Source organism: Methylobacterium sp. 1A, from assembly GCF_058072805.1.
Genome location: NZ_JBYQVE010000003.1, coordinates 159,962 through 185,303 on the forward strand (window position 1 = coordinate 159,962; position 25,342 = coordinate 185,303).

Sequence of the window (25,342 nt, forward strand, 5' to 3'; positions counted from 1 at the left end):
CGGCCGCCGCGCCGGCCCTTGATCATCGAACCCGGATGGCGCATCGCCGCCACGATGATCCGGAATGCGTCTTCGGCGCTGATCCCGCTTCGGGAGGCGGCGATCCTGCTCAGCGGCGCGGCGGCTCCCGTCGAACCCGCGACCGTCCCGCTCGCAGCGGCGCTCGGACGCGTCGCCGCGCGAGCGGTCGTCGCGCACGCCGCCGTGCCCACGGGCCCGACGGCGATGCGGGACGGCTTCGCGGTCGCGGCCGCCGCGGTGGGCGGCGCGTCGGCCTACGCGCCGATCTTCCCGGCGCGACCGCCACCCTGGGTCGAGGCGGGACAGCCGCTGCCGTCGGGCACCGATGCCGTCCTGCCCCCGGAGGGATTCGCGGACGGCATGGTCGTCGCGGACATCGCCCCGCGGGAGGGCGTGCGCGGAGCGGGGGAGGACGTCGCCGCCAACGCGCGGCTGATCGAGGCCGGCACCCGGATCGAGCCACTCCACCTGCTCGTCCTGGAGGCGGCCGGCCTGGAGGCGGTCCACGTCCGTCAGCCGCGCTTGCGCGTCGTCACCGTGGGGACGTCCAGCCTCGATACCGTGTCGCCCCTGCTCGGGCGTCTCATCGCGCGGGCGGGCGGGGCGACCGAGGCGGTTCGCGCCCGGGGAGTCGAGGAGATCGCCGAGGCCATCCGCGGCGGCACGGCGGACGCGGTGCTGGTGGTCGGGGGCAGCGGTTTCGGCCGCTCGGACCACAGCGCGGCGGCCCTCGGCCGCGCCGGAGACGTCCGCGCGCACGGCATCGCCCTGCGGCCCGGGGAGACCACCGCCGTCGGCTCCGCGGCCGGACGGCCGGTCCTCCTGGTGCCCGGGCCTCCCGAGGCGGCGCTCGCCGCGTTCCTGGCGCTCGGCCGTCCGCTCCTCGCGCGGCTCGCCGGCGCGCGGGAGCGCTCGCCTCGGAGGCACATCCTCCTCCGGAAGATCGTCTCGTCGATCGGTCTGTCCGAGGTCGTCTTCGTCCGAAGCGGGTCGGACGGCGTGGAGCCGCTGGGCGGAGCCGGCCTTCCGCTCGGTCGGTTGGTGCAGGCGGACGGCATCGTCGTGGTCGAGCCGGAGAGCGAAGGCTTCCGGGCCGGCGAGGAGGTAGAGGTTTGGGCCCTGTGAGCGCCGACGCGGACCGTGACGGGGCGGCGGATTTCGTCGCGCGCCTCGCCGCGGCCTCGAGCCAGGAGCAGTTTCTCCGGGTGATGAGCCGGGACGACGCGCTCGCGCGGTTCTGGGCGGCGGTCCCGCACGCGCGCCTGCCGTCCGAGACGGTGTCGTTGGACGACGCGCTCGGGCGCGTTCTGGCCCGCGACGTCGCCTCGCCCATGGACGTCCCGCCCTTCGACCGGTCCCTGGTCGACGGTTTCGCCCTGCGCGCGACCGACACGGAAGGCGCCGGGCCGGCGAGCCCGCGGCGTCTCACGCTGAACCGCGAGATCCTCGCCTGCGGCGTCGCGCCGACCGTCGTCGTCCAGCCGGGTACGGCGACGCCGATCGCCACCGGCGGCGTGATCCCCCGCGGCGCCGACGCGGTGGTGATGGTCGAGCACACGGAGTTCGACGCCCGGAGCCTTACCGTCGATGTCCTGACCGCGGTGCGGCCGGCGCAGTTCGTGGGCTATGCCGGGGCCGACATGGCCCGCGGCGAGACGGTGCTGCGCGCGGGAACGCGGATCACCGCCCGCGAGATCGGCATGCTGGCGGCGTGCGGCCTGGCGGCCGTCGACGTCACAGGACGCCCGCGGGTCGCAATCCTGTCCACGGGGGACGAGCTGGTCGCACCGGGCGAGCCCCTGCCCGAGGGCGCGATCTACGATTCGAACGGCGCGATCATCGCGGCCGCGGTGACCGAGAACGGCGGGGAGCCGGTCCGGCTCGGGATCGTGCGCGACGAGGCTTCCGTCCTCGAGGCCGCCCTCCGGTCCGCCCTCCGGGACAGCGACCTCGTCGTGCTCTCGGGCGGCACGTCCAAAGGCGCCGGCGACGTGTCGCACCGGGTGCTGTCCCGCCTCGGCGAGCCGGGAATCCTGTTCCACGGCGTGGCCCTGAAGCCCGGGAAGCCGCTCTGCGTGGCGGTGGCGCAGGGAAAGCCGGTCATCGTCCTGCCGGGGTTCCCCACCTCCGCGATGTTCACCTTCCACGACTTCGTCGTGCCGTACGTGCGGGCGCTCGCCGGGTTGCCGCCGCGCGAGGACGAGACGATCGCGGCGCAAGTGTCCCAGCGGGTGCCCTCCGAACTCGGCCGCACCGAGTTCGTGATGACCTCCCTCGCCCACGGTCGCGAGGGGACGATCGCCCTGCCGCTGCCGAAGGGTTCGGGTTCGGTCACCGCCTTCTCGCAGGCGGACGGCTTCTTCGCGGTTCCGGCCGCGCGCGCCGGCGTCGAGGCGGGGGAGGGCGTCGCCGTGGTCCGCCTGGGCGCCGGCGTGCGGGCGCCGGACCTGACGATCGTCGGCAGCCACTGCATCGGCCTGGACCGGGTGGTCGGCCTGCTCGGCGAGCGAGGGTACCGCGCCCGCACCATCTGGGTCGGGTCGGCCGGCGGCCTCGCCGCCCTGCGGCGCGGCGAGTGCGATGTCGCCGCCATGCACCTCTTCGATCCCGAGACGGGCCGGTACAATGCCCCGTTCCTCACCGAGGGCCTGTCCCTCGCGCCCGGGTGGCGCCGCCTCCAGGGCGTCGTGTTCCGCCGCGGCGACGCCCGGTTCGAAGGGCGCGACGCCGCGGACGCGGTCGCCGCGGCGCTCGCCGACCCCGACGCCGTGATGGTCAACCGCAACGCCGGATCGGGCACGCGCCTGCTCGTGGACGGGCTGCTGAACGGTGCCCGGCCGGCGGGGTTCTGGAACCAGCCGCGCTCGCACAACGCCGTCGCCGCGGCGGTCTCGCAGGGCAGGGCGGACTGGGGCGTGGCCATCGCGAGCGTCGCGGATGCCTACGGGCTGGGCTTCCGCCCGCTGACGGAGGAGGCCTACGACCTCGCGTATCGCGCGGACGCGCGGGAGATGCCGGCGCTCGCGGCCTTCCTGAGCCTGCTGGGCGAGCCCGAGACGGCCGCCGCGCTGCGCGCTCTGGGCTTCACGCCCGCCGCGTGAGCCGCGTGACGTGCGCACCGTTGGCCGGCCTCGACGGAACGGGACGGACGATCCTGTCGCCCGCCGGGATGATCGACGGGGCCGTTTCGCGTAGGGACGCCTGCGAGGCGCTGGGGCCTCCAGCGAAGCGGCGGTGTGCGTTGGGCGAGGACACGAGCATCAGTTTGCGGATCGAGCTCGGCTCGGACACCCTGCTGGGACCGGGCAAGGCCGCCCTCCTGAGCGGCATCCGCGACACCGGCTCCATCGCCGCCGCGGGGCGCCGGATGGGCATGAGCTACAAGCGAGCCTGGTACCTCATCGACACGTTGAACAAGGCGTTCCAGGAGCCGCTCGTCTCCGCGAGCAAGGGCGGCCGCCGGGGCGGCGGGGCGGTCCTGACCAGCACGGGCGACGCCATCCTCGACAGCTACCTGCGCATGGAGCGGCTCGCCTCGGAGGCCGTGGCGGGCGAGCTCGACCTTCTCGCCTCGCTGATGAAGGTTGATTCGTAGGAGCGAGGCCGCGCAGAGGCGCGCCTCCGTGGGGAGCGGCCTCTCGAGGTCGGGCCTCGGCTTCGGTCTGTGCAACCCGCTCCGTCATCGCGAGCGCAGCGAAGCGACCCAGGGCTGCGCGACATCGGTCGGCGGGGCGCCGACTGGATTGCTTCGCTGCGCTCGCAAGGACGGCACCGGGCTGATCGACCGGAAACAGCTTCAGCCCGCTGCGTCATCGCGAGCGCAGCGAAGCGACCCAGGGCCGCGCGACATCGGTCAGCGTCGCGCCGACTGGATTGCTTCGCTCCGCTCGCAAGGACGGCACCGGGCTGATCAATTGGAAACAGTATCAGCCCGCTGTCCGCCGCCAGGGGCCGGCGGCACGCCTGGGCGCGCCGCCGGAGGTCGCGCCGCCTACTCGGCGGCCATGGCCGTGTGGACGGCGGAGGCCCGGGCCGCGCAGAACTTGAACTCCGGGATCTTGCCCATCGGGTCGAGCGCCGGGTTCGTCAGCAGGTTGGCCGCGGCCTCGGCGTAGCAGAACGGCATGAAGATCATGCCGACCGGCACGTCGCGGTCGGAGCGCACCTTCAGGTGGACCGCGCCGCGGCGCGTCTCCAGCTTCATCGTGTCGCCGGGCTCCAGCCCGAGCCGGTAGAGCTCCTTCGGGGCCATGAAGGCGACCGCCTCGGGCTCCAGCGCGTCGAGGACACCGGCGCGCCGGGTCATCGATCCGGTGTGCCAGTGCTCGAGCACGCGGCCGGTCGACAGGACCATCGGGTAGTCCTCGTCCGGCAGCTCGTCCGGGGGCACCACGGCGGCCGGGACGATCTTCGCGCGCCCGCTCTCCGTGGGGAAGCCGGCGTAGAAGATGATCTCGTTGCCGGGCTGGTCGGGCGCGTCGACCGGGTAGGTCACGGCGCCCTCGCGCTCCAGGCGCTCCCAGGTGATGTTGTTGAACGACGGCATCACCATGGCCATCTCGCGGAAGATGTCGGCCGGGCCGCCGTAGTTCCAGGGCAGGCCGAGGCGCTTACCCAGTTCCTGGATGATCCACCAGTCCTGCCGCGCGTCGCCCGGCGGGGACACCACCGGCTGCGAGATCTGCACGCGACGGTCGGTGTTGGTGAAGGTGCCGGCCTTCTCGGCGAAGGCGGAGGCCGGCAGCACCACGTCGGCGTGGAAGGCGGTCTCCGTCAGGAACAGGTCCTGCACGACGAGGTGGTCGAGCATCGCCAGGGCGTGCCGGGCATGGTTCAGGTCAGGGTCGGACATCGCGGGGTTCTCGCCCTCGACGAACATGCCCTTGATCTCGCCGGCGTGGATCGCCCGCATGATCTCGACGACGGTGAGGCCCTTCTGCGGGTCGAGCTTCTGACCCCAGAACTCCTCGAACATCTCCCGCACCGCGGCCTTCTCGACCGACTGGTAGTCCGGGTAGACCATCGGGATCAGGCCGGCATCGGACGCGCCCTGGACGTTGTTCTGGCCGCGCAGCGGATGCAGGCCGGTGCCGGGGCGCCCGATCTGCCCCGTGACGAGGGCGAGCGCGATCAGGCAGCGCGAGTTGTCCGTGCCGTGGACGTGCTGGCTGATGCCCATGCCCCAGAAGATGATCGAGGACTTGGCCCGGGCGTAGAGCCGGGCGACCTCGCGCAGGGTCTCCGCGTCGATGCCGCAGACCGAGGCCATCTTCTCCGGCGTGAACTCGACGATCTTCTCTTTGAGCGCCTCGAAGTTCTCGGTGTAGCCGGCGATGTACTGCTCGTCGTAGAGCCGCTCCTCGATGATCACGTTGAGCATCGCGTTGAGCATCGCGACGTCCGAGCCGGGCTTGAACGCGAGGTGCTTGTAGGCGTGCCGCGACAGCACCTGCCGGCGCGGGTCCATGACGATCAGCTTGGCGCCGCGCTGCTTCACGGCGTTCTTGAGGAAGGTCGCCGCCACCGGGTGGTTCACGGTCGGGTTGGCGCCGATCACGATGATGACCTCGGCGTCGAGCGCCGCCGAGAACGGCGCCGACACGGCGCCCGAGTTCAGCCCCTCCATGAGGGCGGCGACCGACGAAGCGTGGCACAGCCGGGTGCAGTGGTCGACGTTGTTCGAGCCGAACCCGAGCCGCACCAGCTTCTGGAAGAGGTAGGCCTCCTCGTTCGAGCCCTTCGCGGAGCCGAACCCGGCGAGCGCCTTGCGGCCATGGGTGTCGCGGACCGTCCTGAGGCCGCCGGCGGCGCGGTCGAGCGCCTCCTCCCAGGTCGCCTCGCGGAAGTGCGTCCACGGGTTGGCCGGGTCGACCTGGTCGTTGGCGTCCTTCGGGACGTTGTCCAGGCGGATCAGCGGCGCCGTCAGGCGGTGGGGGTGGTGGACGTAGTCGAAGCCGAAGCGGCCCTTCACGCAGAGCCGATTGTGGTTGGCCGGGCCGTTCACGCCCTCGGCGTAGACGATCCTCTCGTCCTTCACCTTGTAGGAGACCTGGCAGCCGACGCCGCAATAGGGGCACAGCGAGGTCACCTCGCGGTCGGGATAGACCGTCCGGGTGTTGTGCTCGGCGTCGAGGTAGGCGGACGGCATCAGCGCGCCGGTCGGGCAGGCCTGGACGCACTCGCCGCAGGCCACGCAGGTCGATCCGCCCATCGGGTCGTCGAAGTCGAACACCACCTTCGCGTCGGCCGAGCGGTAGGCCATGCCGATCACGTCGTTGACCTGGACCTCGCGGCAGGCGCGGACGCAGAGGTTGCACTGGATGCAGGCGTCGAGATTGACGCTCATGGCCGGGTGGCTGAAGTCGCCGGTCCAGCGCTCGGCCGCGGGGAAGCGGCTCTCGGACACGTCGAGGAAGTCGGCCTGCACCCAGAAGTGCGATGTCGGGTCGTGCGAGGTCGCGCGCTCGGGCTGGTCGGCCACGAGCAGCTCGAGCACCATGGCGCGGGCCTTGGTGGCGCGCTCGGTCGCGGACTTGACCTTCATGCCCACGGCCGGCGTGCGCTTGCACGAGGCGGCCAGCACGCGCTCGCCCTCGATCTCGACCATGCACGCGCGGCAATTGCCGTCCGGGCGGTAGCCGGGCTCGGGCTTGTGGCAGAGGTGCGGGATGTGGGTGCCGAGGCGCTTGGCGACGGCCCAGATCGTCTCGCCGGGGGCGGCCTCGACCTGCTGGCCGTCGAATTCGAACGCGATGGTCGGGGGGGCGGTCGGCCGCTCCTTGAGATCGTGCAGGCCCGACGGCTCCGGGGCCGCCTGGCCGCCCGCCTTCGCCCCTTCCGAGTAGGAGCCGCCGGCCCCCGGCTTCGGGCCCTGGGCGGGGCCGCCCGCATCCTGCAGCCCGTCGGCCCGGATCTCGGCCTTCTCGGTCTTGTCGCCGCGCTGTTCGGGGGCGTTGCTCATGCGGCCGCTCCTGGCTCGGACATCGGGATAGGGTTCGCCGGCACCATCGGTTGCCTCACTCGGCAGCCGCGGCGCGCGGGGCGGGGAACAGGTCCGGGAAGTACTTGATGACGCTGCTGAGCGGGTTCGAGGCGGCCTGGCCGAGGCCGCAGATCGAGGCGTCCCGCATGCACTGGGACAATTCGCCCAGGAGCTCGGTGTCCCAGACGCCCTGCTCCATCAGGATGCGGGCCTTCTGGGTCCCCGAACGGCAGGGGGTGCACTGCCCGCAGCTCTCGTCCTCGAAGAACTTCATCAGGTTCAACGCGGCGCCGCGCACATCGTCCCGGTCGGACAGGATCACGACGGCGGCGGAGCCGATGAAGCAGCCGTACTTCTCCAGCGTCCCGAAATCGAGCGGGATGTCGTTCATCGACGCCGGCAGGATGCCGCCCGACGCGCCGCCCGGCAGGTAGGCCGCGAAGGTGTGGCCGTCCGCCATGCCGCCGCAATACTCGTCGATCAGTTCCTGGATGGTGAGGCCGGACGGGGCGAGCTTCACCCCCGGCTCCTTCACGCGCCCCGAGACCGAGTAGGAGCGCAGGCCGACGCGGTCGTTGCGGCCGTGGCTCTTCCACCAGTCGCCGCCCCGCTCGATCAGGTCGCGGACCCAGAACAGCGTCTCGATGTTGTTGATCAGCGTCGGACGGTTGAACAGGCCGACCTGGAACGGGAACGGCGGCTTGTGCCGCGGCAGCCCGCGCTTGCCTTCGAGGGACTCGATCAGCGAGGATTCCTCGCCGCAGATATAGGCGCCGGCGCCGCGGCGCAGGTGGATGCGCGGACCGCCCGCGGAGAGCTTCGCGATCTCGCGCGTCAGGATCTCGCGGGAGATGGGATACTCGTCGCGCAGGTAGATGTAGACCTCGGGCGCCTCGACGACGTGGGCGCCGATCAGCATGCCCTCGAGGAAGCGGTGCGGGTCGGTGTTGAGGTAGAGCTGGTCCTTGAAGGTGCCGGGCTCGCCCTCGTCCCCGTTGACCGCCATCAGCCGGGGCCCGGGCTCGCCGCGCACCGAGCGCCACTTGCGCCCCGTCGGGAAGCCCGCGCCGCCGAGGCCGCGCAGGCCGCCGTCGTCGAGCACCTTCAGGACGTCGTCGACCGGAAGGTCCCCGCTGCGGAGCCGGTCGAGGGTCGCGTACCCGCCGGCGGCCCGATAGGCCTCGTAGTCGACGTAGTCCGGGATATGGGCGTGCGTGTCGCCGGCCTCGACCGCGGCCCGCACGGAGGCGAGGTCGGCCTTGTGCAGGAAGTTGTGCCCGACCTCGACGGCGGGCGCGTGGTCGCACAGGCCGACGCAGGGCGCGCGCACGACGCGGACGGCGTCGGAGGCGAGTTCCCGCTGGAGCGTCTCCAGCAGCTCGTCGGCGCCGAACATCGCGCAGGTGATGCTGTCGCAGACCCGGACGGTCAGCCGCGGGATCGAGGCGTCACCCTCCTTCACGACGTCGAAATGCGCGTAGAAAGTCGCGGTCTCGAACACCTCGGCGAACGCCAGGGCCATCTCGTCGGCGAGCGCCGCCAGGTGCTCGGCGCTGATCTGGCCGTAGGTGTCCTGGATCAGGTGCAAGTGCTCGATGAGCAGGTCGCGCTGGCGCGAGCGGGAGCCGAGAAGCTCCTCGATCTCGACCTTCGCCCGCGGCTCGACCTGGCGCCCCTTGGGGACGCTGCGCGCCTTGTTCCGCCCCCGGCCGGGATGCGAGAAAGTCCTGACTGTCCCCGGTGCCTCACTCATGCGGTATCTGATTTCCAACTGCTGGGACGGGTGGTCGCGGTGTCCTGAGGTCCGGTCGGGGGTTACTGGCCGCCGAAGGCCCGGAGCGGCTGGCCGGCCTCGGACCGCGGCTTCATCGTGGCCGTGCCCGTCGCCTCGTCCAGGGACGTGACCCTGGGTCCGACGACGGAGCGCAGCTCGGTCTCGAACGCGTCGAGGGCGTCGTTCAGGCGGTCCATCAGGGAGCCCGGCGCGTCTCCGGCCGGCGACGCGACCGCCTGGGTGAGCGCGTCGCGGACCCGGCCGGCGAGCTCCTGCGTGAGCGGCGGCTTCGCGTCGGCGCAGTAGGCGTCCGTCACGATGGCGGCCCAGTCCGCCGCGGAGGATGCGTCGCCCATGCTTAGGCCTGCGCGATCGAGGGACGGTTGAAGTCGTGCATGGCGTGCCCGTTCGGGTCCGTTGGCGTGGCGCTCGCTCGTGGCATACCAAATGGCAGCCGTTATAGCGGAGGTGTTATATCGTTTTTGAAGTCGTTTCAATTTGCGTGACGCCGGGGTCACGCGTCCCGGCGGCGCGGCCGACGCTTGCCCTGAGCCCTCGCGCGGGGCAGTGGGAACGGCACGAGAGGGGCTGTCAGCGGTGTCCGGCATGCGCGTAATCGGACTCGCCGGGTGGAGCGGGGCCGGCAAGACCAGCCTGCTGGTCCGGGCCATCCCCCTGCTCGTCGCCCGCGGGGTGCGGGTGGCGACCATCAAGCACGCCCATCACGACTTCGACACGGACTGGCCCGGGAAGGATTCCTACGAGCACCGCAGGGCGGGCGCGAGCGAGGTTCTGATCTCGTCGGGCCGCCGCTGGGCCCAGGTCCACGAGCTGCGCGACGAGCAGGAGGCGAGCCTGGGCCAGCTCCTGCGGCGGATCAGCCCGTGCGACCTCGTCGTCGTGGAAGGGTACAAGCGGGAGCCCATCCCCAAGATCGAGGTCCATCGCGCCGAGAACGGCCGCCCGCCCCTCCATCCACTGGACACCACCATCGTGGGCATCGCGAGCGACGTCGCGTTTCCGGCCTCGGGCATTCCCGTCGTAGATCTGAACGACGCGGCGGCGGTGACGGGGCTGATGCTTGACGTGGCCGTTCCCTTCGAAGACGTCCTCGGGAGGCTCTAGCCGGATGGCCCAGCTCAGCGACGACTGCTTCGCGTTCGGCGGCCCTCTGATGACCATCGAGGACGCGCACGCGCTGTTCGGCGAGCGCCTCGCAGCGATCGTCGGCACCGAGGACGTTCCCGTCCCGGACGCCGACGGGCGCGTCCTGGCCGAGGATTGCGTCGCGCCCATCGACGTCCCGCCGTTCCCCAACTCGGCCGTCGACGGCTACGCGGTCCGTTTCGCGGACCTGCGCGCCTCCGATGCGACGATCCTGCCGGTCGGCGCGGTCGTCGCGGCCGGCGCCTCCCCCGAAGGCGTGTCGGTGGCGGGCTCGGCCGCCCGGATCTTCACCGGGGCCCCGATGCCGGCGGGGGCCGACACCGTCTTCATGCAGGAGGACGTCCAGGTCCTGCCCGACGGCCGGGTGTCCCTGCCGCTCGGGCTGAAGCGGGGCGCCAACAGCCGCGACGCCGGCGAGGACGCGGCGAAGGGCTCGACGATCATCGCGGCCGGCCGGCGTCTCCGGCCTCAGGACCTGGCCCTGGCGACCGCGGTCGGCCTGCGCACGGTGAAGGTCCGCCGCACCCTGCGGGTCGGCGTGTTCTCGACGGGCAACGAACTCGTCGAGCCCGGGTCGCCCCTGGGGCCAGGCGCGATCTACGACTCGAACCGCGTCCTGCTGCTCGCTCTTCTCCGGCGGATGGGCGTCGCGGCGCGCGACCTCGGCGTCATCCGCGACGACCCGGCGGCCCTCGCGGCCAGGCTCTCGGCGGCGGCCGCCGAGCACGACGTGATCCTGACTTCGGGCGGCGTGTCGACCGGCGACGAGGATCACGTGAAGACCGCCGTCGAGAGCATCGGGCGCCTCGTGTTCTGGCGGCTGGGGATCAAGCCGGGACGGCCGGTCGCGATGGGCATGATCGACGGCAAGCCGTTCCTGGGCCTGCCGGGCAACCCGGTGGCTGTCTACGTCACCCTGCTGTTCGTGGTGCGGCCGCTCCTCGCCCGGCTCGCCGGCGAGGCCTACGCGCCGTCGCGCGGATTCACCGTCAGGGCGGCCTTCCCCTATCGGAAGCGCGCGGGCCGCAGGGAGTTCGTCCGGGTCAGCCTCGCCCGGGACGCCGACGGCGCCTGGGAGGCCCGGAAGTTCCAGCGCGACGGCGCGGGCATGCTGTCATCGCTCACCGAATCCGACGGCCTCGTGGAGCTGGAGGATGACCGGACCGAGGTCGTGCCGGGCGACGCCGTGCGGTTCCACCCGCACGGGGCCCTCTGGTAGCGGGGCCGCGCTCAGGGCCTCACGCGACGCGGACCGCGACCGAGCATTGCCGGGCTCGCGCATCCGTTATATCAAATCTGCTATATCGCTTGTGATGGGCCGTGCGAGCGGCCGCTCGATCGGCGGGCTTGAGCAACGATGTTCGATGGTGTCTGGCGGAGCCAAGCCGGCGCGGAACTCCGCCTCCTCCAGATGGGCGAGGCGGTCTCCGGGACCTACACCGCCGCCGATCCCGGCTACGCGCAGACGCATCGAAGCCGCATCCTCGTCGGCACGGCCGAGGGCGACATCATCGGCTTCGTGACCAGCACGTCGTCGCCCCAGGAGATCACGGCCTGGACCGGGCGCCTCGTCCGGACCGACGAGAAGACGGCCGAGGCGATCCACGCGGTCTTCCACGCCGTCGAACGGTCCTCGCAGCCGAAGGCCGCGGCCGATCACGTCGCGCTCGAGACGACCATCTTCTCGAAGGTCGAGAACGCCTGTTCGTGAAGCCAGGGCCGCGTCCCTCCTCGATGGAGTCCTGAGGAATGGGGGCGACCGTGGCGCGAGGAGCGGTCGGCGCATGCGTGATCGGCGACGGCTCTAGATGAACGGCGCGTCGGCTTCGAGGCCCAGAAGGATGCGGCCGGTCGGCACGAGCAGCCGGTCCTGATAATGCATGTGCTGGCAGGCCGCGTAGACATCGCGGAGCTGGCGCGCGAACGGCAGGTCTTCGAGGACGGCGGAACTGCCGGCCGCCTCGTACATGCTCGTGACAACCTGCTTCCCGACATGGCCCGCGTACCAGCAGGCCCGCCGAAGCTTGGCCTGCCACGCGAGCGTTATCGGACGGCCGTTCTCGGCTTCCCACCAGAATTCGGAGACCGTGTCCCGGGCGAAGGCGCGCGCGGCACCGAGGCTCGTCTCGGCACGCGCGATCGCGACCTGGACGTCCTCGCGAAGTCTCAGGGGCACCTTGCCGCCATGCGGCGTCTTCGTCTGCGCGAGATCGATGAAGGCGTCGATCGACGCCCGGGCGATCCCGAGCGCAACACCGATGGCGGCGATCGCGGCCGCCGATGCCATGGGCAGCATGTAGAGGGGCTTTCTGTCGCGAGGCATCATGAGGCTCGCGCCGTCGATGGTCTGCGCGTTCGGCACCCAGATGTCGGTGCACGCGACGTCGTGACTCCCGCTGGCCCGGAGCCCCCCGGAATTCCAGTTGCCGACGACCTCGACATCCTTCGAGGCGATGAAGACGCCGCGCAGCGACGGCCGCCCGTTCTCGTCGAGCTTCGGCCGCTCGCCGTCGATCTCCACACACATGAGTGCGGACACGGAACTGTAGCGGCAGAAGCTCGCCCAGGACCAGCGTCCGTTGATCCGCCAGCCGGATCCATGGCGAACCGCTGTTCCCGTCGGCTGGCCGCTCCCGCTGCCCGCGAACTTCCTGCCGGCAGGGATGAGCGAACGCATCACGTCGGCGTCGATCAGGTCGGCGAAGCGTGACGCGCCCCCGGACGAGATCGCGGCGCACCAGGCGACCGAACCGTCGAGTTCCGCCAGAGCTTCGATCGCCGCCAGGACGCTCAGCGGATGCGCTTCAGGACCGCCCAGGCCCCGCGGAAGCCAGAGCTGCGCGAGACCGGCGTCGATGAGCGCCTCTGCGACCGGCTCCGGCAGGTCCGGGCCGACAGCCAGGGCCGACCGGTGCTCCGCGATGAGGGGCCGAAGCGCCGCGACGGTCGCGAGAAACGCCGCGTCCGGATCTCCGGCTCGCGCGGCAGGGCGGATCGAGGGGGCGACACCGTTCATTCTCAGACCTCATGACTGTCCGAGATGCATAGTAAGTTCGGTGATCGACCGCTTTCGTGTCTGTCGGAAGAGTTTTTGGTTACGATCGTAACTGGGGCGCCGTCAGACGATATTATCTGCCGGGTGGGGACGCGGTAGATCGCGCGGTAACGGTTGTCGTTGAATTTTTCCGCGCTGGATCCGCGATGATGATGCTTGAATGCTTCGGGTGGACGGTCTCGTGATCGCGGAATCCGCTGACCAACCTTGACGGATCGCGCGCGCATCGCGGCCTTCGCGCAACCTAGGACACCGGCATCTCGATGCGGCAGCGCACGCCGTCGCGGTCCAGCGCGTACTCGACCGTGGCGCCCAGGGCATATGCCAGCGCCTCCTGGATCAGCTCGGTCCCGTAGCCGCGGCGGGTGACGCGCGCCGCCTGCGCGGGCAGGCCGCTCTCGATCCAGCACAGGGCCAGTCGGCGGCGCTCGCGCCGGTCGCGCACGATCTCCCACGTGACGCTGAGATGGCCGGTCCCGGTCTTGAGCACCCCGTGCTTGACCGCGTTGGTCGTCAGCTCGTGGACGGCGAGGGCGAAGTTCTGCACCTGTCGCGCGGTCAGGTGCACCTCGGGGCCGGCGACGGTCATGCGGTCGGTCGCGCCGTCGACGTAGGCGGCCAGCTCGGCGCGCACCAGCGCGCCCACCTCGACCGAGTCGCTGCCGTACTGGCTGAGCAGGCCCTGCGCGCGGCTGAGCGCCTGCAGCCGCGCCTCGAACGCCTCGACCGAACTGCCCTGCCGCAGTGTCTTGCCCGCCACGGCGCTGACGACGCCGAGGAGGTTGCGCGTGCGGTGCTGCAGCTCGTTGATCAGCACTTCCTGGCGCGCCAGCAGCCTGTGGTGGTCCGTGACGTCGATGTTCACCCCCGACCACTTGCGGATCGACCCGTCGGGGTTCGTGATCGGCACCGCGCGGACGTTCGACCACCGCCAGGACGCGCTCGGGGCGTGCCACAGGCGATACTCGTGATCGACCGCCGTCCGCGTCGCGACGGCCTGCCGCCACTTCGCTTCCGTGAGCGCCCGGTCGTCCGCGTGGATCGCGTGGATCCAGCCGCGCCCGAGCCACTCGTCCGGGCGCTGCCCGGTGAACGCGCGCCAGCCCGGGCTGTCGACCTCGATGAGGCCCTCGGCCGAGGCCTCCCAGCTGAACTGACCGAACCCCTCGACCAGCCCGCGGAACCGCTCCTCGCTCGCGCGCAGATCGTCCTCCACCCGCTTGCGCGCGGTCACGTCGCTGGCGGCGCCGAACCATTCGCGGATCTCGCCGTCATCGTCGAGCAGCGGCACGGCCCGGGACAGCGCCCAGCCCAGGCTCCCGTCCGCCTGCCGGACGGGGTGCTCCAGCTCGAACATCGTCTTGGATCGGATCGCCCGCTGGATGGCCTCGCGCAGGCGCGGCTGGTCGGCCGGATCGATGTAGGCGCTCAGCCAGTCGTCGTTCGGGGTGACGGTGTCGGCCAGGAAGCCGCGGCCCTCCAGGACCCGCAGCTCGCTCCAGTCCGGGCTCATGCGGTAGATGACGTCTGAGCTGGCCGTGACGAGGGCGCGGAACCGCTCCTCGCTCGCGCGCAGCCGATCCTCGGCGCGCTTGCGCTGGAGGATGTCCTTGAACAGGACCGCCACCTGCCGCCGTTCCGGCGCCCCGATGGGGAAGGCGTAGACCTCGTACCAGCGCCCGAGCGCGTCGGCGCGGTCCTCGAAGCGTTCCGCCTTGCCGGTTCGGACGATCCGGCCGTAGGTCTCGAACCAGTGTGGCTCGAGGTCGGGCGCCAGCGCCCGGACCGTCCGGCCGACCGCGTCGCGGAGCCCGGTCTGCTGCTCGAAGGCCGCGTTCACGGACAGGAAGCGGTAATCGACCGCCCGCCCGGCCGCGTCGAACAGGACCTCGATGGTGCAGAAGCCCTCGTCGATGGCGTCGAAGAGGTGGCGGTACCGGGCCTCGCTCGTGCGCAGCTTGGCCTCGGCGCGCAGGCGCTCACCGATCTCGAAGCCGGTAATGTGGACGGCCACCACCTGCCCGTCGGCGTCGCGCACGGGCACGAGGAGCGCGTCGAAGACGTCCTCCGCGGCGCCCTCGCCGCGGGTGTCCAGCGGCTGCCCGGCCACCTGCACGGCCTCGCCCGCGAAGGCGCGCGCGTAGAAGTCCGCGACCGTCGCCCACCCCTCCGGGAACGTGCGCGCGAGCGGCCGGCCGAGACCCTCGGGGTGCCGGGCGCCGTAGAGCCGGGCGGCGGCGTCGTTGTAGATCAGGAGGCGCTCGGGCCCGCAGACGAGGGACGCGACCAGCGGGCTCGCGAGCACCTGCTCGACCATCACCTTGAGGCGCTCCGGCCAGCGGGCGGCCGGGCCCAGCGGCGTCCGCTCCCAGCCGAAGTCGCGGATGCGCGCGGCCATCTCGCCGTCGCCCTGTGGCCATGCCGACACTGATACGCCGCCTCGGTGATGTCGCGCGCCAGCATGTCCGCTCGCGGCGCGCGCAGCAACGTTCAAGCCCGATCGGACGACGAAATCTTCGTTCCGCCGGGCGATGACAGCATTCGCGGAGACTGGCTCAGGTCGTCTCGGATCGCGCGAGGCCCAGCTGCTCCTCCACGCACCGACGCATCACGAATTTCTGGATCTTTCCGGAGACCGTCATCGGGAAGGCGTCGACGAACTGGATGTATTTCGGGATCTTCTGATGCGCGATCTGCCCCGCGCAGAACGCGCGCACCGCCGGCTCCGACAGGGTCTCGCCGTCGCGCAGCCTGATCCAGGCGCACAGCTCCTCCCCGTATTTCGGGTCGGAAACCCCGAAGACCTGGACATCCTGGATCTGCGGATGCCGGAAGAGGAACTCCTCGATCTCGCGCGGATAGATGTTCTCGCCGCCGCGTATGACCATGTCTTTGATCCGGCCGACGATGTTGCAGTAGCCCTCCGCGTCCAGCGTCGCGAGGTCGCCTGTGTGCATCCATCCGGCGTCGTCGAGGACCTCCGCGGTTCGCGCGGCGTCGCCCCAGTAGCCCAGCATGACCGAGTAGCCGCGCGTGCACAGCTCGCCGCGCTCGCCCCGCGGGGTCACGCGTCCCTCGGGATCCACGATCTTGACCTCGAGATGCGGGTGGATCCGGCCGACGGTCGTGACGCGCCGCTCCAGCGGGTCGTCGCTCGAGCTCTGGAAGCTCACCGGGCTGGTCTCGGTCATGCCGTACGCGATGGTGACATCCCGCATGTTCATCTGCTCCACGACCCGGCGCATCACCGCGATCGGGCACGGCGCGCCCGCCATGATCCCGGTCCGCAGGGAGCGGAGATCGAAGCGCGCGAACTCGGGATGGTCGAGCTCGGCGATGAACATGGTCGGCACGCCGTAGAGCGCGGTGCAGCGCTCGGCCTGCACGGTCTCCAGCGTCGCGCGCGGGTCGAAGCCCTCGCCCGGAAAGACCATGGCGCAGCCGTGGGTCAGGGCCGCGAGATTGCCCATCACCATGCCGAAGCAATGGTAGAGCGGCACCGGGATGCAGATCCGATCCTCGGCGGTCAGCCGCATCGCGCGGCCGACGAAGTGGCCGTTGTTGAGGATGTTGTGGTGGGTCAGCGTCACGCCCTTCGGGGCGCCCGTCGTGCCGCTGGTGAACTGGATGTTGGCCGCGTCGTCGAACTGCATCGCGTCGGCGAGGTCGCGCAGGGCGCCGGTGCCGGCCGCGTCGCCCCGGGCCGCGACCGCGTCGAACGGGACCGTCCCCGGGGCCGGCGGTCCGCCGATCTGGATCACCGTGCGCAGGTGCGGCAGGCGGGCGGCGGACAGCCGGCCCGGCCCGGAGGCGGCGAGTTCGGGGGCCAGGGTGCGGAGCATCCCGAGATAGTCGCTGGTCTTGAACGCCGTCGCCGTGACCAGGGCGGTGCAGCCGACATTGTTGAGCGCGAATTCCAGCTCCGACAGCCGGTAGGCCGGGTTGATCGTCACCAGGATCAGCCCCGCACGAGCGGCGGCGAACTGGGTCAGCACCCACTCGGCGCGGTTGAGCGACCAGATCCCGATACGGTCACCGGGCCGGAGTCCGAGGGCGAGCAGGCCGGCCGCGAAGGCGTCGGCTTGGTCCCTCAGCTCGCGCCAGGTCCATCGGACGCCCTGGGCGTGCGCGACCAGCGCCAGGTGATCCGGCCACGCCGCGGCGGCGCGATCCAGGGCCTGGCCGATGGTCAGGCCGAGCAGGGGCTCGCCGATCGCCCCGTGGACATAGCTCACCGCCCGGTCGCTCATGTCGTCCTCCCTCGTTCCTCCGAACGCGCGCGCCGCCGCGGCGCTGTCCGAGGCCGCCCTTCGATCAGGGTGTCGGCGGCGGCGCGGCGGCCAGCGCGCGGGCGACCTTCGAGGCCGGCTCCCGGCCGAGCTGGGACGCGATCGACCGCCCGGCCGCGGCGAGGGCATCGAGATCGATCCCGGTCTCGATGCCCATGCCGCGCAGCATGTAAACGACGTCCTCGGTGGCGACGTTGCCGGCGGCCCCCGGCGCGTAGGGGCAGCCCCCGAGGCCCGCCACCGCGGCGTCCACGGCCGACACGCCGAGTTCGAGGCAGGCGAGGATGTTGGCCAGGGCCTGCCCGTAGGTGTCGTGGAAGTGCAGGGCGATCGCCTGCAGCGGCACGTCGGCGGCCACCCGCTCGACCAGCCGCCGGGCCGCGCGCGGCGTCCCGGTCCCGATCGTGTCGCCGAGGGCAATCTCGTGGCAGCCCATCGCGTGGAGGGACGCGGCGACGCGGGCGACCGCCGCCGGCGCGACGTCGCCCTCGTAGGGGCAGCCCAGGACGCAGGAGACGTAGCCCCGCACCCGCAGGGCTCTCGCGCGCGCCGCCTCCAGCACCGGGGCGAAGCGGTCGAGGGTCTCGGCGATCGAGCCGTTGACGTTGCGCCGGGAGAAGCTCTCGGAGGCGGCGGCGAACACCGCGATGTCCCGGGCGCCGGAGGCGAGGGCCCGCTCCAGGCCCTGCAGGTTCGGGACCAGCACGGAATAGCCGACCGCGGGCCGGGGGCGCAGCCGCGCCAGAACCTCCGCGGTCTCGGCCATCTGCGGCACCCATCGGGGCGACACGAAGCTGCCGGCCTCGATGCGGGTCAGCCCGGCCTCGGCCAGGGCCTCGATCAGCGCCACCCTGGCGGCGATCGGCACCGGCGCGGGCTCGTTCTGGAGCCCGTCGCGCGGCCCGACCTCGACCACCTGCACCCGGGCCGGATAGCTCATGCGGGCCGCTCCTCCGCCGCGAAGGTGACGATCTCGGTGCCCTCCTCGACCATGTCGTCGACGGCGTGGCGGACCTCGGCGACGGTGCCGGCCTGCGGCGCGCGGAGGGTGATCTCCATCTTCATCGCCTCGATCACCGCGAGCGGCGCGCCCTTCTCCACGGCATCGCCGGGCCGCACCCAGAGCTGGGTCAGGCGGCCCGGCACGGGCGCCGTCACCCGGTCGCTGCCGGACGCCTCGGTCCGGGGCGGGGCGAGGGGATCGACGTGGACCAGCGTCGCGTTCCGGCCGCCGACGATCACCGTCAGCTCCGCGCCGCGGCGGACCGTGCGCAGCCGGCGCCAGACGCCGTCCAGCATCAGCCGCTCGCCCTCGGCGTCCTCGGCGAGCGCCGCCAGGACGGTGCCGCCCGGCAGGTCGAGGCGGGCGCTGCCGTCGGGGAGGGGGCATGCCCGCAGGGTGACGGGCGGCGCGTCGCCGTGGCGGAACTGCAGGTCTTGGTAGCCCGCCCCGTTCATCCGCCACGCATCCGGATCGGCCCAGGGCGACCACGGGTCGCCGCTCGCCTGCGCCTGCGCGGCGACGGCCGTGCGCCGGTCGCGCAGGACGGTCAGGGCGGCGGCGGCCCAGAGCGCGGGATCGACCGCACCGGTCGCAAGCGGCGCCAGCAGGTCGTCGGCGTGGCGGGCGATGAAGCCGGTGTCGAGGTCGGCCGCGCGGTAGGCGGGATGGCCGGCGACGGCGCGCAGGAGACTGAGATTGGTCGTCACGCCGACCACCTCGTAGGCGGCGAGCGCGGCCGCGAGCTGCCGGATCGCGGCCGCCCGGTCCTCGCCCCAGACGACCAGCTTGGCGATCATCGGGTCGTAATCCGGGGTGATCCGGTCGCCCTGCACGATGCCGGTCTCGACCCGCACCCGCCCCGGCACCTCCGGCGGCTGGCGCAGGTGGGCGAGGGTGCCGACCGCCGGCAGGAAATCGCGCGCCGGATCCTCGGCGTAGACCCGCGCCTCGATCGCGTGGCCGCGCAGGGCCAGATCCGGGGCGCCGAGCGGCAGCCGCTCGCCCGCGGCCACGCGCAGTTGCCACTCCACCAGGTCGAGGCCGGTGACCATCTCGGTCACCGGGTGCTCGACCTGGAGCCGGGTATTCATCTCCATGAAGTAGAAGGTCTCGCCCTCGGCGATGAACTCCACCGTGCCGGCGCCGACATAGCCGACCGCCCGCGCCGCCGCGACCGCGGCCTCGCCCATCCGCGCGCGCCGGACCGGATCCATCCCCGGGGCGGGCGCCTCCTCGATCACCTTCTGGTGGCGGCGCTGGATCGAGCAGTCGCGCTCGAACAGCGAGACGGTGTTGCCGTGGCTGTCGGCGAAGACCTGGATCTCGATGTGCCGGGGGCGGGTCAGGTACGCCTCGATCAGCACCCGGTCGTCGCCGAAGGACGCCCGCGCCTCGCGCTGCGCGCCGGCGAGCGCGGCCTCGAACGCCGCGGCGGCCTCGACGACGCGCATGCCCTTGCCGCCGCCGCCGGCCGAGGCCTTGATCAAGACCGGGTAGCCGATCCGGGCGGCCGCCTCCTTCAGCGCCGGGACATCCTGCGCGGCGCCGTGATAGCCCGGCACCAGCGGGACCCCGGCGCGCTCCATCAGCGCCTTGGCCTCGGCCTTGGAGCCCATGGCGCGGATCGCCGCCGGGGGCGGGCCGACGAACACGAGGCCGGCCCCGGCGCAGGCGCCGGCGAAGTCCGCGTTCTCCGACAGGAAGCCGTAGCCCGGATGGATCGCCTCCGCCCCGGCGCGCCGGGCGACGTCGAGGATCCGCTCGGCCACGAGGTAGCTCTCGCGAGCCGGGGCGGGCCCGATCGGCCACGCCTCGTCGGCCATCCGGGTGTGTCGGGCGCCGGCATCCGCCTCCGAATAGACCGCGACCGTGCCGATGCCGAGGCGCCGGGCGGTGGCGATCACCCGGCAGGCGATCTCCCCGCGGTTGGCGATGAGGATCTTGCCGAACATGGCCGCCCCCTCAGTCCCGCCGCCACGGGGCTAAGCGCTTGTCGAGGAAGGCGGCGATGCCCGCCTGCCCCTCGTCCGAGGCCCGGCGCCGGGCGATGCGCCGGCCCGTCTCGCGCCCCAGGTCGGCGTCCACCCGCCGCCCCTCGCACAGGAAGACGAGGTCCTTGGCCTCGGCCTGCGCGCCCGGGGCGCCCCGGAGGATGTCGCGGAGCACCTCCGCGCCGGCCGCCTCCAGCCTGTCGTCGGGCACCACCTCGTGCACGAGGCCGATCGCCCGGGCGCGCTCGGCGGAGAAGACCTCCGCGGTCTGGAACAGGCGCCGGGCCCAGCGCGGGCCGATCGCGTTGACCACGTAGGGGCCGATCGTCGCCGGGATCAGGCCGAGCCGCACCTCGCTCAGGCAGAACCGCGCGCTCTCGGCCGCGATGGCGATATCGCAGCAGGCGGCGAGCCCGACGCCGCCGCCGTAGGCCGCCCCGTGCACGAGGGCGAGCGTCGGCTTCGGCAGCCGGTCGAGACTGTGCATCAGCCCCGCGAGCCCGGCGGCGTCGGCGAGGTTGCTGTCGAAGGACTGGCCGGCGATCCGGCGCATCCAGGCGAGGTCGGCGCCCGCCGAGAAGCTCTGGCCCGCGCCCGCCAGGACGACCGCCCGGATCCCGGCAGCGGCGCCCAGCCGGTGCAGGGACGCGGTGAGGGCGGCGATCAGGCCGTCGTCGAAGGCGTTGTGCTGCTCCGGACGGTTGAGCGTCAGGGTGGCGACCCCGCGCTCGTCGACCGTCTCCAGCAAGGTGCCGCTCATCCCGCGCCTCCTACATCCGGAACAGGCCGAAGCGGGTCTCGGGAATCGGCGCGTTGAGGCTCGCCGAGAGACCGAGCGCCAGGACGCGGCGCGTGTCGGCCGGGTCGATCACCCCGTCGTCCCAGAGCCGGGCGCTGGAATAGTAGGGGTGGCCCTGCTCCTCGTACTGCGCCCGGATCGGCGCCTTGAACGCCGCCTCGTCCTCCGCCGACCACGTGCCGCCGCGGCCCTCGACACCGTCGCGCCGGACCGTGGCCAGGACCGAGGCGGCCTGCTCGCCGCCCATCACGCCGATCCTCGCGTTCGGCCACATCCAGAGGAAGCGCGGCCCGTAGGCCCGCCCGCACATGCCGTAATTGCCGGCCCCGAAGCTGCCGCCGATCAGGACGGTGAATTTCGGCACCGCCGCGGTCGCGACGGCGGTGACCATCTTGGCCCCGTCCTTGGCGATGCCGCCGGCCTCGTAGCGCCGGCCGACCATGAAACCGGTGATGTTCTGGAGGAACACCAGGGGCACGCCGCGCTGGGCGCAGAGCTCGACGAAGTGGGCGCCCTTCAGGGCACTCTCCGAGAACAGGATGCCGTTGTTGGCGACGATCCCCACCGGGTAGCCCCAGATATGGGCGAAGCCGCAGACCAGGGTCTGGCCGTAGAGGTGCTTGAACTCGTCGAAATCGCTGCCGTCCACCAGCCGGGCGATGATCTCGCGCACGTCGTAGGGCGTCCGGCGGTCGGCCGGCACCGCCGCGTAGATCTCCTCGGCGGCGTAGCGCGGCGGCTCGGGCTGCCGCGGCGCGAGCGCGGGGCGCTTCACCGCGTTCAGGTTGGCCACGATGCGGCGGGCGATGCCGAGGGCGTGGGCGTCGGTCTCCGCCATGTGGTCGGTCACGCCCGAGGTCCGGGCGTGCACGTCGGCGCCCCCGAGTTCCTCGGCGCTGACCACCTCGCCGGTCGCGGCCTTCACCAGCGGCGGCCCGCCGAGGAAGATCGTGCCCTGGCCGCGGACGATGATCGACTCGTCGCACAGCGCCGGCACGTAGGCGCCGCCGGCGGTGCAGGAGCCCATCACCACGGCGATCTGGGCGATGCCCTGCGCCGACATCGTCGCCTGGTTGTAGAAGATGCGGCCGAAATGGTCCCGGCCCGGGAAGACCTCGTCCTGGCTGGGCAGATGCGCGCCGCCGCTGTCGACGAGGTAGAGGCAGGGCAGCCGGTTCTGCTGCGCGATCTCCTGCGCCCGGAGGTGCTTCTGCACCGTCATCGGGAAGTAGGTGCCGCCCTTCACGGTCGCGTCGTTGGCGACGATCACGCACTCGCGTCCCGCGACGCGGCCGATGCCGGTGACGATCCCGGCCGAGGGGACCTCGCCGCCGTAGAGGCCGTGCCCGGCGAGCTGGCCGATTTCCAGGAAGGGCGAGAACGGGTCGATCAGCGCCCGGATCCGGTCCCGGGGCAGGAGCTTGCCGCGGGCGCGATGGCGCTCCCGCGCGGCCTCCCCGCCGCCGAGGCGGACGCGGTCGGCGGTCGCGCGCAGGTCCGCCACCAGGGCGCGCATGGCCTCGGCATTGGCGCGGGCCTCGGGCGCGCGCGGATCCAGAGCGGAGTCGATCACCGGCACGGCGCCCGCTCCCCGCTCAGGCCGTCTCGGCGAACAATTCGCGGCCGATCAGCATCCGCCGGATCTCGCTCGTGCCGGCGCCGATCTCGTAGAGCTTGGCGTCGCGCAGCAGGCGGCCGGTCGGATAGTCGTTGATGTAGCCGTTGCCGCCGAGCGCCTGGATCGCGTCGAGGGCCACCGCGGTCGCGCGCTCGGCCGCGAACAGGATCGCGCCCGCGGCGTCCCGGCGCGTCGCCCGCCCGCGGTCGCAGGCCCGCGCCACCGCGTAGACGTAGGCCCGGGCGGCGTTCGTCGCCGTGTACATGTCGGCGATCTTGCCCTGCATGAGCTGGAACTCGCCGATCGGCCGACCGAACTGCCGGCGCTCGTGGAGGTAGGGCAGGACGACGTCGAGGCAGGCGCGCATGATGCCGAGCGGCCCGGCGGCCAGCACGGCGCGCTCGTAGTCGAGGCCCGACATCAGCACGCCGACGCCGCGCCCGACCGCGCCCAGGACGTTCTCCTCCGGTATCTCGCAGTCCTGGAACAGCAGCTCGCAGGTGTTCGAGCCGCGCATGCCGAGCTTGTCGAGCTTCTGCGCGGTGGAGAAGCCGGGAAAGTTCTTCTCGACCAGGAACGCCGTGATCCCCCGCGGGCCGGCCTCGGGATCCGTCTTGGCGTAGACCACCAGGACGTCGGCGTCGGGACCGTTGGTGATCCACATCTTGGTGCCGTTCAGGACGTAGCGGTCGCCGCGCCTGTCGGCCCGCAGCCGCATGGAGACGACGTCGCTGCCGGAGCCCGGCTCGGACATCGCGAGCGCGCCGACATGCTCGCCCGCGATCAGCTTCGGCAGGTAGCGCCGCTTCTGCGCCTCGGTGCCGTTGCGGCGGATCTGATTCACGCAGAGGTTGGAATGCGCGCCGTAGGACAGCCCGACCGAGGCCGAGGCCCGGCTGATCTCCTCCATGGCCACCGCGTGCTCGAGGTAGCCCATGCCGGCGCCGCCATAGGTCTCCTCGACGGTGACCCCCAGAACGCCGAGGGCGCCGAGCTTGGGCCAGAGGTCCGCGGGAAACGCGTTGCTGGCATCGATCGCCGCCGCGCGGGGGGCGATCTCGGCGCGCGCGAAGCGCTCCACCTCGGCGCGCAGGGCGTCGGCCGTCTCGCCCAGGCCGAAGTCGAAATCCTGCAGGCCGATGGGCATCGCGCGTCTCCTCGCCTGAGAATCGGGCACTCGCCTCTTTGAAACGAACGTACGTTCGTTAAGCGGTGCTGGCAAGGCGATTTACGAACGGTTGTTCGTTAGCCTATAGCGGGGATCGGCGTGAGCATTCCCCGGTGTCTGTTGCGCTCTGAACTGTCTTCGGAGTGTCTTCGTGGGTCGCACTGCCGGATCGAACGGGCCGCGCACGGCCGCCGCCATCCGCCGGGCCGGGCTTCGGCTCATCTATCGCCACGGCTACGAGGCGATGACCCTGCGCGCCCTGGCCGCCGAGGTCGGGATCCAGGCGGCCTCGCTCTACAACCACATCCGCAGCAAGCAGGATCTGCTGTTCGACATCGTCCGCGACCACATGGAGACGCTGCTGGCGCGGACCGACGCGGCGCTGGCGACGGCGACCGGCACCCCGACGGACCGTCTCCGCGCCTTCGTGGCGCACCACGTCACGTACCATCTCGAGAAGAAGCAGGAAGTCTTCATCGCGAATTTCGAGCTGCGCTCGCTCGACCCGCCGCATTACGCGGCGATCGTCGCCCTGCGCCGGGCCTACGAAGACCGATTGGTCGCGCTGCTCGAGCGGGGATCGGAGGCGGGGGAGCTGGACGTCCGGGATGCGCGGGTCGCCGGCTACGCGATCCTCGGGATGCTCACCAGCGCCTGCACGTGGTACAGGCCCGACGGCCGGATGACCAAGGCGGAGATCGTCGCCCTGCACACCGACATGGCGCTGCGGGGTTGCGTCAGGCGTCAGCCATAGACCCGTCGCGCCGGGGAACGGCGGTCGCCTCAGATCAGGCCGCCCGGCGGTGCGGCGGTGAGGGTCCTGCCGGCCCGCGTGACGAGCTTGGCGAAGGCCAGCGCCGCCGCCGAGGCCTGGGCTTCCGAGGGGAAGGTGCGGTCCGATGTCAGGACCGGCATCTGCGTCGCATCGAGGAGGACCCAGGTCCACAGACGGGTGTCGGTCGCGCGGATCTCGAAATGCATGGCGAACTCGTCGGGCAATGGCACATGCCCGCACAATGCGCCGCGAAAAGGCCTGACGCGTTAAGAGCTTGACCGGCGCAACAACCTGCGTCGGCGCGCACCGGCCTTGCCCCCGACATCCTCGCAGATCACAGGCGGGAACCTGCGCCGCCCAGGGCGGATCTCGCCACGGCCGGCCCCGACTTGGCATGCCAGCTTGGCTTTATCCGGCCATTCGATGCTACCCTCGCGCGGTCGGCATGCCGTGCCGACGGCGTGAGCAGGAGCGACATGGTAGAGCGGTACCATTTCCGCCTGAGGGGGCCGGACGAGGTCATCGAGGACGAGGAGGGCGTGCTGGCAAACTCGATCGAGATCGCCGTGGCCGAGGCGACGCAGCTGATCGCCGAGATGCACGCACGGGGCGAGTTGCCCGATCCCGACGAGCGCTGGTGCGTGGAGATCCACACCACCGACGGCGTCGTGCTTCGTTCCCTTCAGCTGTACTGAGCGCT

General features: G+C 72.0%; 20 protein-coding genes. 8 read left to right on the plus strand and 12 right to left on the minus strand.

What is annotated here, in order from left to right; genetic code table 11:
* The first annotated feature begins 54 nt into the window (after positions 1-54).
* The 3 genes from ACX9MN_RS32335 to ACX9MN_RS32345 all read left to right on the plus strand — a co-directional run bounded on the left by ACX9MN_RS32335 (position 55) and on the right by ACX9MN_RS32345 (position 3,616).
* Positions 55-1,146: a molybdopterin-binding protein gene (locus ACX9MN_RS32335; protein WP_489726648.1), complete on the plus strand. Its 1,092-nt coding sequence runs from the start codon at positions 55-57 to the stop codon at positions 1,144-1,146.
* Complete coding sequence (locus ACX9MN_RS32340; protein WP_489726443.1) at positions 1,143-3,122, plus strand: molybdopterin biosynthesis protein; 1,980 nt, start codon at positions 1,143-1,145, stop codon at positions 3,120-3,122. Before ACX9MN_RS32335 ends, ACX9MN_RS32340 begins: the two co-directional genes overlap by 4 nt.
* 164 nt (positions 3,123-3,286) lie before the next feature.
* Positions 3,287-3,616 carry a winged helix-turn-helix domain-containing protein gene (locus tag ACX9MN_RS32345; RefSeq protein ID WP_091681636.1) on the plus strand — a complete coding sequence of 110 codons (330 nt, stop codon included), beginning with the start codon at positions 3,287-3,289 and terminating at the stop codon, positions 3,614-3,616.
* A 396-nt stretch (positions 3,617-4,012) separates the two neighbouring features.
* Here ACX9MN_RS32345 and fdhF read toward each other — a convergent pair whose 3' ends face one another.
* The 3 genes from fdhF to ACX9MN_RS32360 form a co-directional block, all read right to left on the minus strand.
* Positions 4,013-6,982, minus strand: coding sequence for a formate dehydrogenase subunit alpha (gene fdhF / locus ACX9MN_RS32350; protein WP_489726444.1), 2,970 nt, complete (start codon positions 6,980-6,982; stop codon positions 4,013-4,015).
* Positions 6,983-7,037: 55 nt separating this feature from the next.
* Entirely contained in the window at positions 7,038-8,756 is a 1,719-nt protein-coding gene (locus ACX9MN_RS32355; RefSeq protein ID WP_489726445.1) for an NAD(P)H-dependent oxidoreductase subunit E, read from the minus strand.
* A gap of 62 nt (positions 8,757-8,818) precedes the next feature.
* Positions 8,819-9,133 carry a hypothetical protein gene (locus tag ACX9MN_RS32360; protein WP_489726446.1) on the minus strand — a complete coding sequence of 105 codons (315 nt, stop codon included), beginning with the start codon at positions 9,131-9,133 and terminating at the stop codon, positions 8,819-8,821.
* 250 nt (positions 9,134-9,383) lie between these two features.
* Between ACX9MN_RS32360 and mobB the strand changes: the two genes are divergently transcribed.
* The 3 genes from mobB to ACX9MN_RS32375 all read left to right on the plus strand — a co-directional run bounded on the left by mobB (position 9,384) and on the right by ACX9MN_RS32375 (position 11,655).
* Positions 9,384-9,902: a molybdopterin-guanine dinucleotide biosynthesis protein B gene (gene mobB / locus ACX9MN_RS32365; RefSeq protein WP_042675035.1), complete on the plus strand. Its 519-nt coding sequence runs from the start codon at positions 9,384-9,386 to the stop codon at positions 9,900-9,902.
* 4 nt (positions 9,903-9,906) lie between these two features.
* The gene (locus ACX9MN_RS32370) at positions 9,907-11,163 is read left to right on the plus strand and encodes a molybdopterin molybdotransferase MoeA (protein WP_489726447.1); all 1,257 of its coding nucleotides are present in this window, start codon (positions 9,907-9,909) and stop codon (positions 11,161-11,163) included.
* Between the two features lie 138 nt (positions 11,164-11,301).
* A complete protein-coding gene (locus ACX9MN_RS32375) occupies positions 11,302-11,655 on the plus strand; it encodes an avidin/streptavidin family protein (protein WP_447683161.1) in 354 nt (117 codons plus the stop codon).
* Between the two features lie 93 nt (positions 11,656-11,748).
* On the opposite strand, the gene ACX9MN_RS32380 is transcribed toward ACX9MN_RS32375, so the two are convergent.
* The 8 genes from ACX9MN_RS32380 to ACX9MN_RS32415 form a co-directional block, all read right to left on the minus strand.
* Positions 11,749-12,960 carry an acyl-CoA dehydrogenase family protein gene (locus ACX9MN_RS32380; protein WP_489726448.1) on the minus strand — a complete coding sequence of 404 codons (1,212 nt, stop codon included), beginning with the start codon at positions 12,958-12,960 and terminating at the stop codon, positions 11,749-11,751.
* 283 nt (positions 12,961-13,243) lie between these two features.
* The gene (locus ACX9MN_RS32385; protein ID WP_489726449.1) at positions 13,244-15,397 is read right to left on the minus strand and encodes a PAS domain-containing sensor histidine kinase; all 2,154 of its coding nucleotides are present in this window, start codon (positions 15,395-15,397) and stop codon (positions 13,244-13,246) included.
* A gap of 157 nt (positions 15,398-15,554) precedes the next feature.
* A complete protein-coding gene (locus ACX9MN_RS32390) occupies positions 15,555-17,249 on the minus strand; it encodes an AMP-binding protein (protein ID WP_489726450.1) in 1,695 nt (564 codons plus the stop codon).
* Positions 17,250-17,313: 64 nt separating this feature from the next.
* On the minus strand, positions 17,314-18,228 hold the full coding sequence (locus tag ACX9MN_RS32395) for a hydroxymethylglutaryl-CoA lyase (RefSeq protein ID WP_489726451.1): 915 nt from the start codon (positions 18,226-18,228) through the stop codon (positions 17,314-17,316).
* The gene (locus ACX9MN_RS32400; protein ID WP_489726452.1) at positions 18,225-20,243 is read right to left on the minus strand and encodes an acetyl/propionyl/methylcrotonyl-CoA carboxylase subunit alpha; all 2,019 of its coding nucleotides are present in this window, start codon (positions 20,241-20,243) and stop codon (positions 18,225-18,227) included. Before ACX9MN_RS32400 ends, ACX9MN_RS32395 begins: the two co-directional genes overlap by 4 nt.
* Positions 20,244-20,253: 10 nt before the next feature.
* Complete coding sequence (locus ACX9MN_RS32405) at positions 20,254-21,042, minus strand: enoyl-CoA hydratase-related protein (protein WP_489726453.1); 789 nt, start codon at positions 21,040-21,042, stop codon at positions 20,254-20,256.
* 10 nt (positions 21,043-21,052) lie between these two features.
* Positions 21,053-22,597: a carboxyl transferase domain-containing protein gene (locus tag ACX9MN_RS32410; protein WP_489726649.1), complete on the minus strand. Its 1,545-nt coding sequence runs from the start codon at positions 22,595-22,597 to the stop codon at positions 21,053-21,055.
* Positions 22,598-22,676: 79 nt separating this feature from the next.
* Positions 22,677-23,846: an isovaleryl-CoA dehydrogenase gene (locus ACX9MN_RS32415; protein WP_489726454.1), complete on the minus strand. Its 1,170-nt coding sequence runs from the start codon at positions 23,844-23,846 to the stop codon at positions 22,677-22,679.
* A 172-nt stretch (positions 23,847-24,018) separates the two neighbouring features.
* Between ACX9MN_RS32415 and ACX9MN_RS32420 the strand changes: the two genes are divergently transcribed.
* On the plus strand, positions 24,019-24,621 hold the full coding sequence (locus ACX9MN_RS32420) for a TetR/AcrR family transcriptional regulator (protein ID WP_020094829.1): 603 nt from the start codon (positions 24,019-24,021) through the stop codon (positions 24,619-24,621).
* Positions 24,622-24,650: 29 nt separating this feature from the next.
* Here ACX9MN_RS32420 and ACX9MN_RS32425 read toward each other — a convergent pair whose 3' ends face one another.
* Positions 24,651-24,848 carry a hypothetical protein gene (locus ACX9MN_RS32425; RefSeq protein ID WP_056530425.1) on the minus strand — a complete coding sequence of 66 codons (198 nt, stop codon included), beginning with the start codon at positions 24,846-24,848 and terminating at the stop codon, positions 24,651-24,653.
* A 270-nt stretch (positions 24,849-25,118) separates the two neighbouring features.
* On the opposite strand from ACX9MN_RS32425, the gene ACX9MN_RS32430 reads away from it, so the two are divergent.
* Positions 25,119-25,337 (plus strand): DUF6894 family protein, encoded by a 219-nt coding sequence (locus ACX9MN_RS32430; RefSeq protein ID WP_020094827.1) that lies wholly within the window; start codon positions 25,119-25,121, stop codon positions 25,335-25,337.
* Positions 25,338-25,342 lie beyond the last annotated feature (5 nt).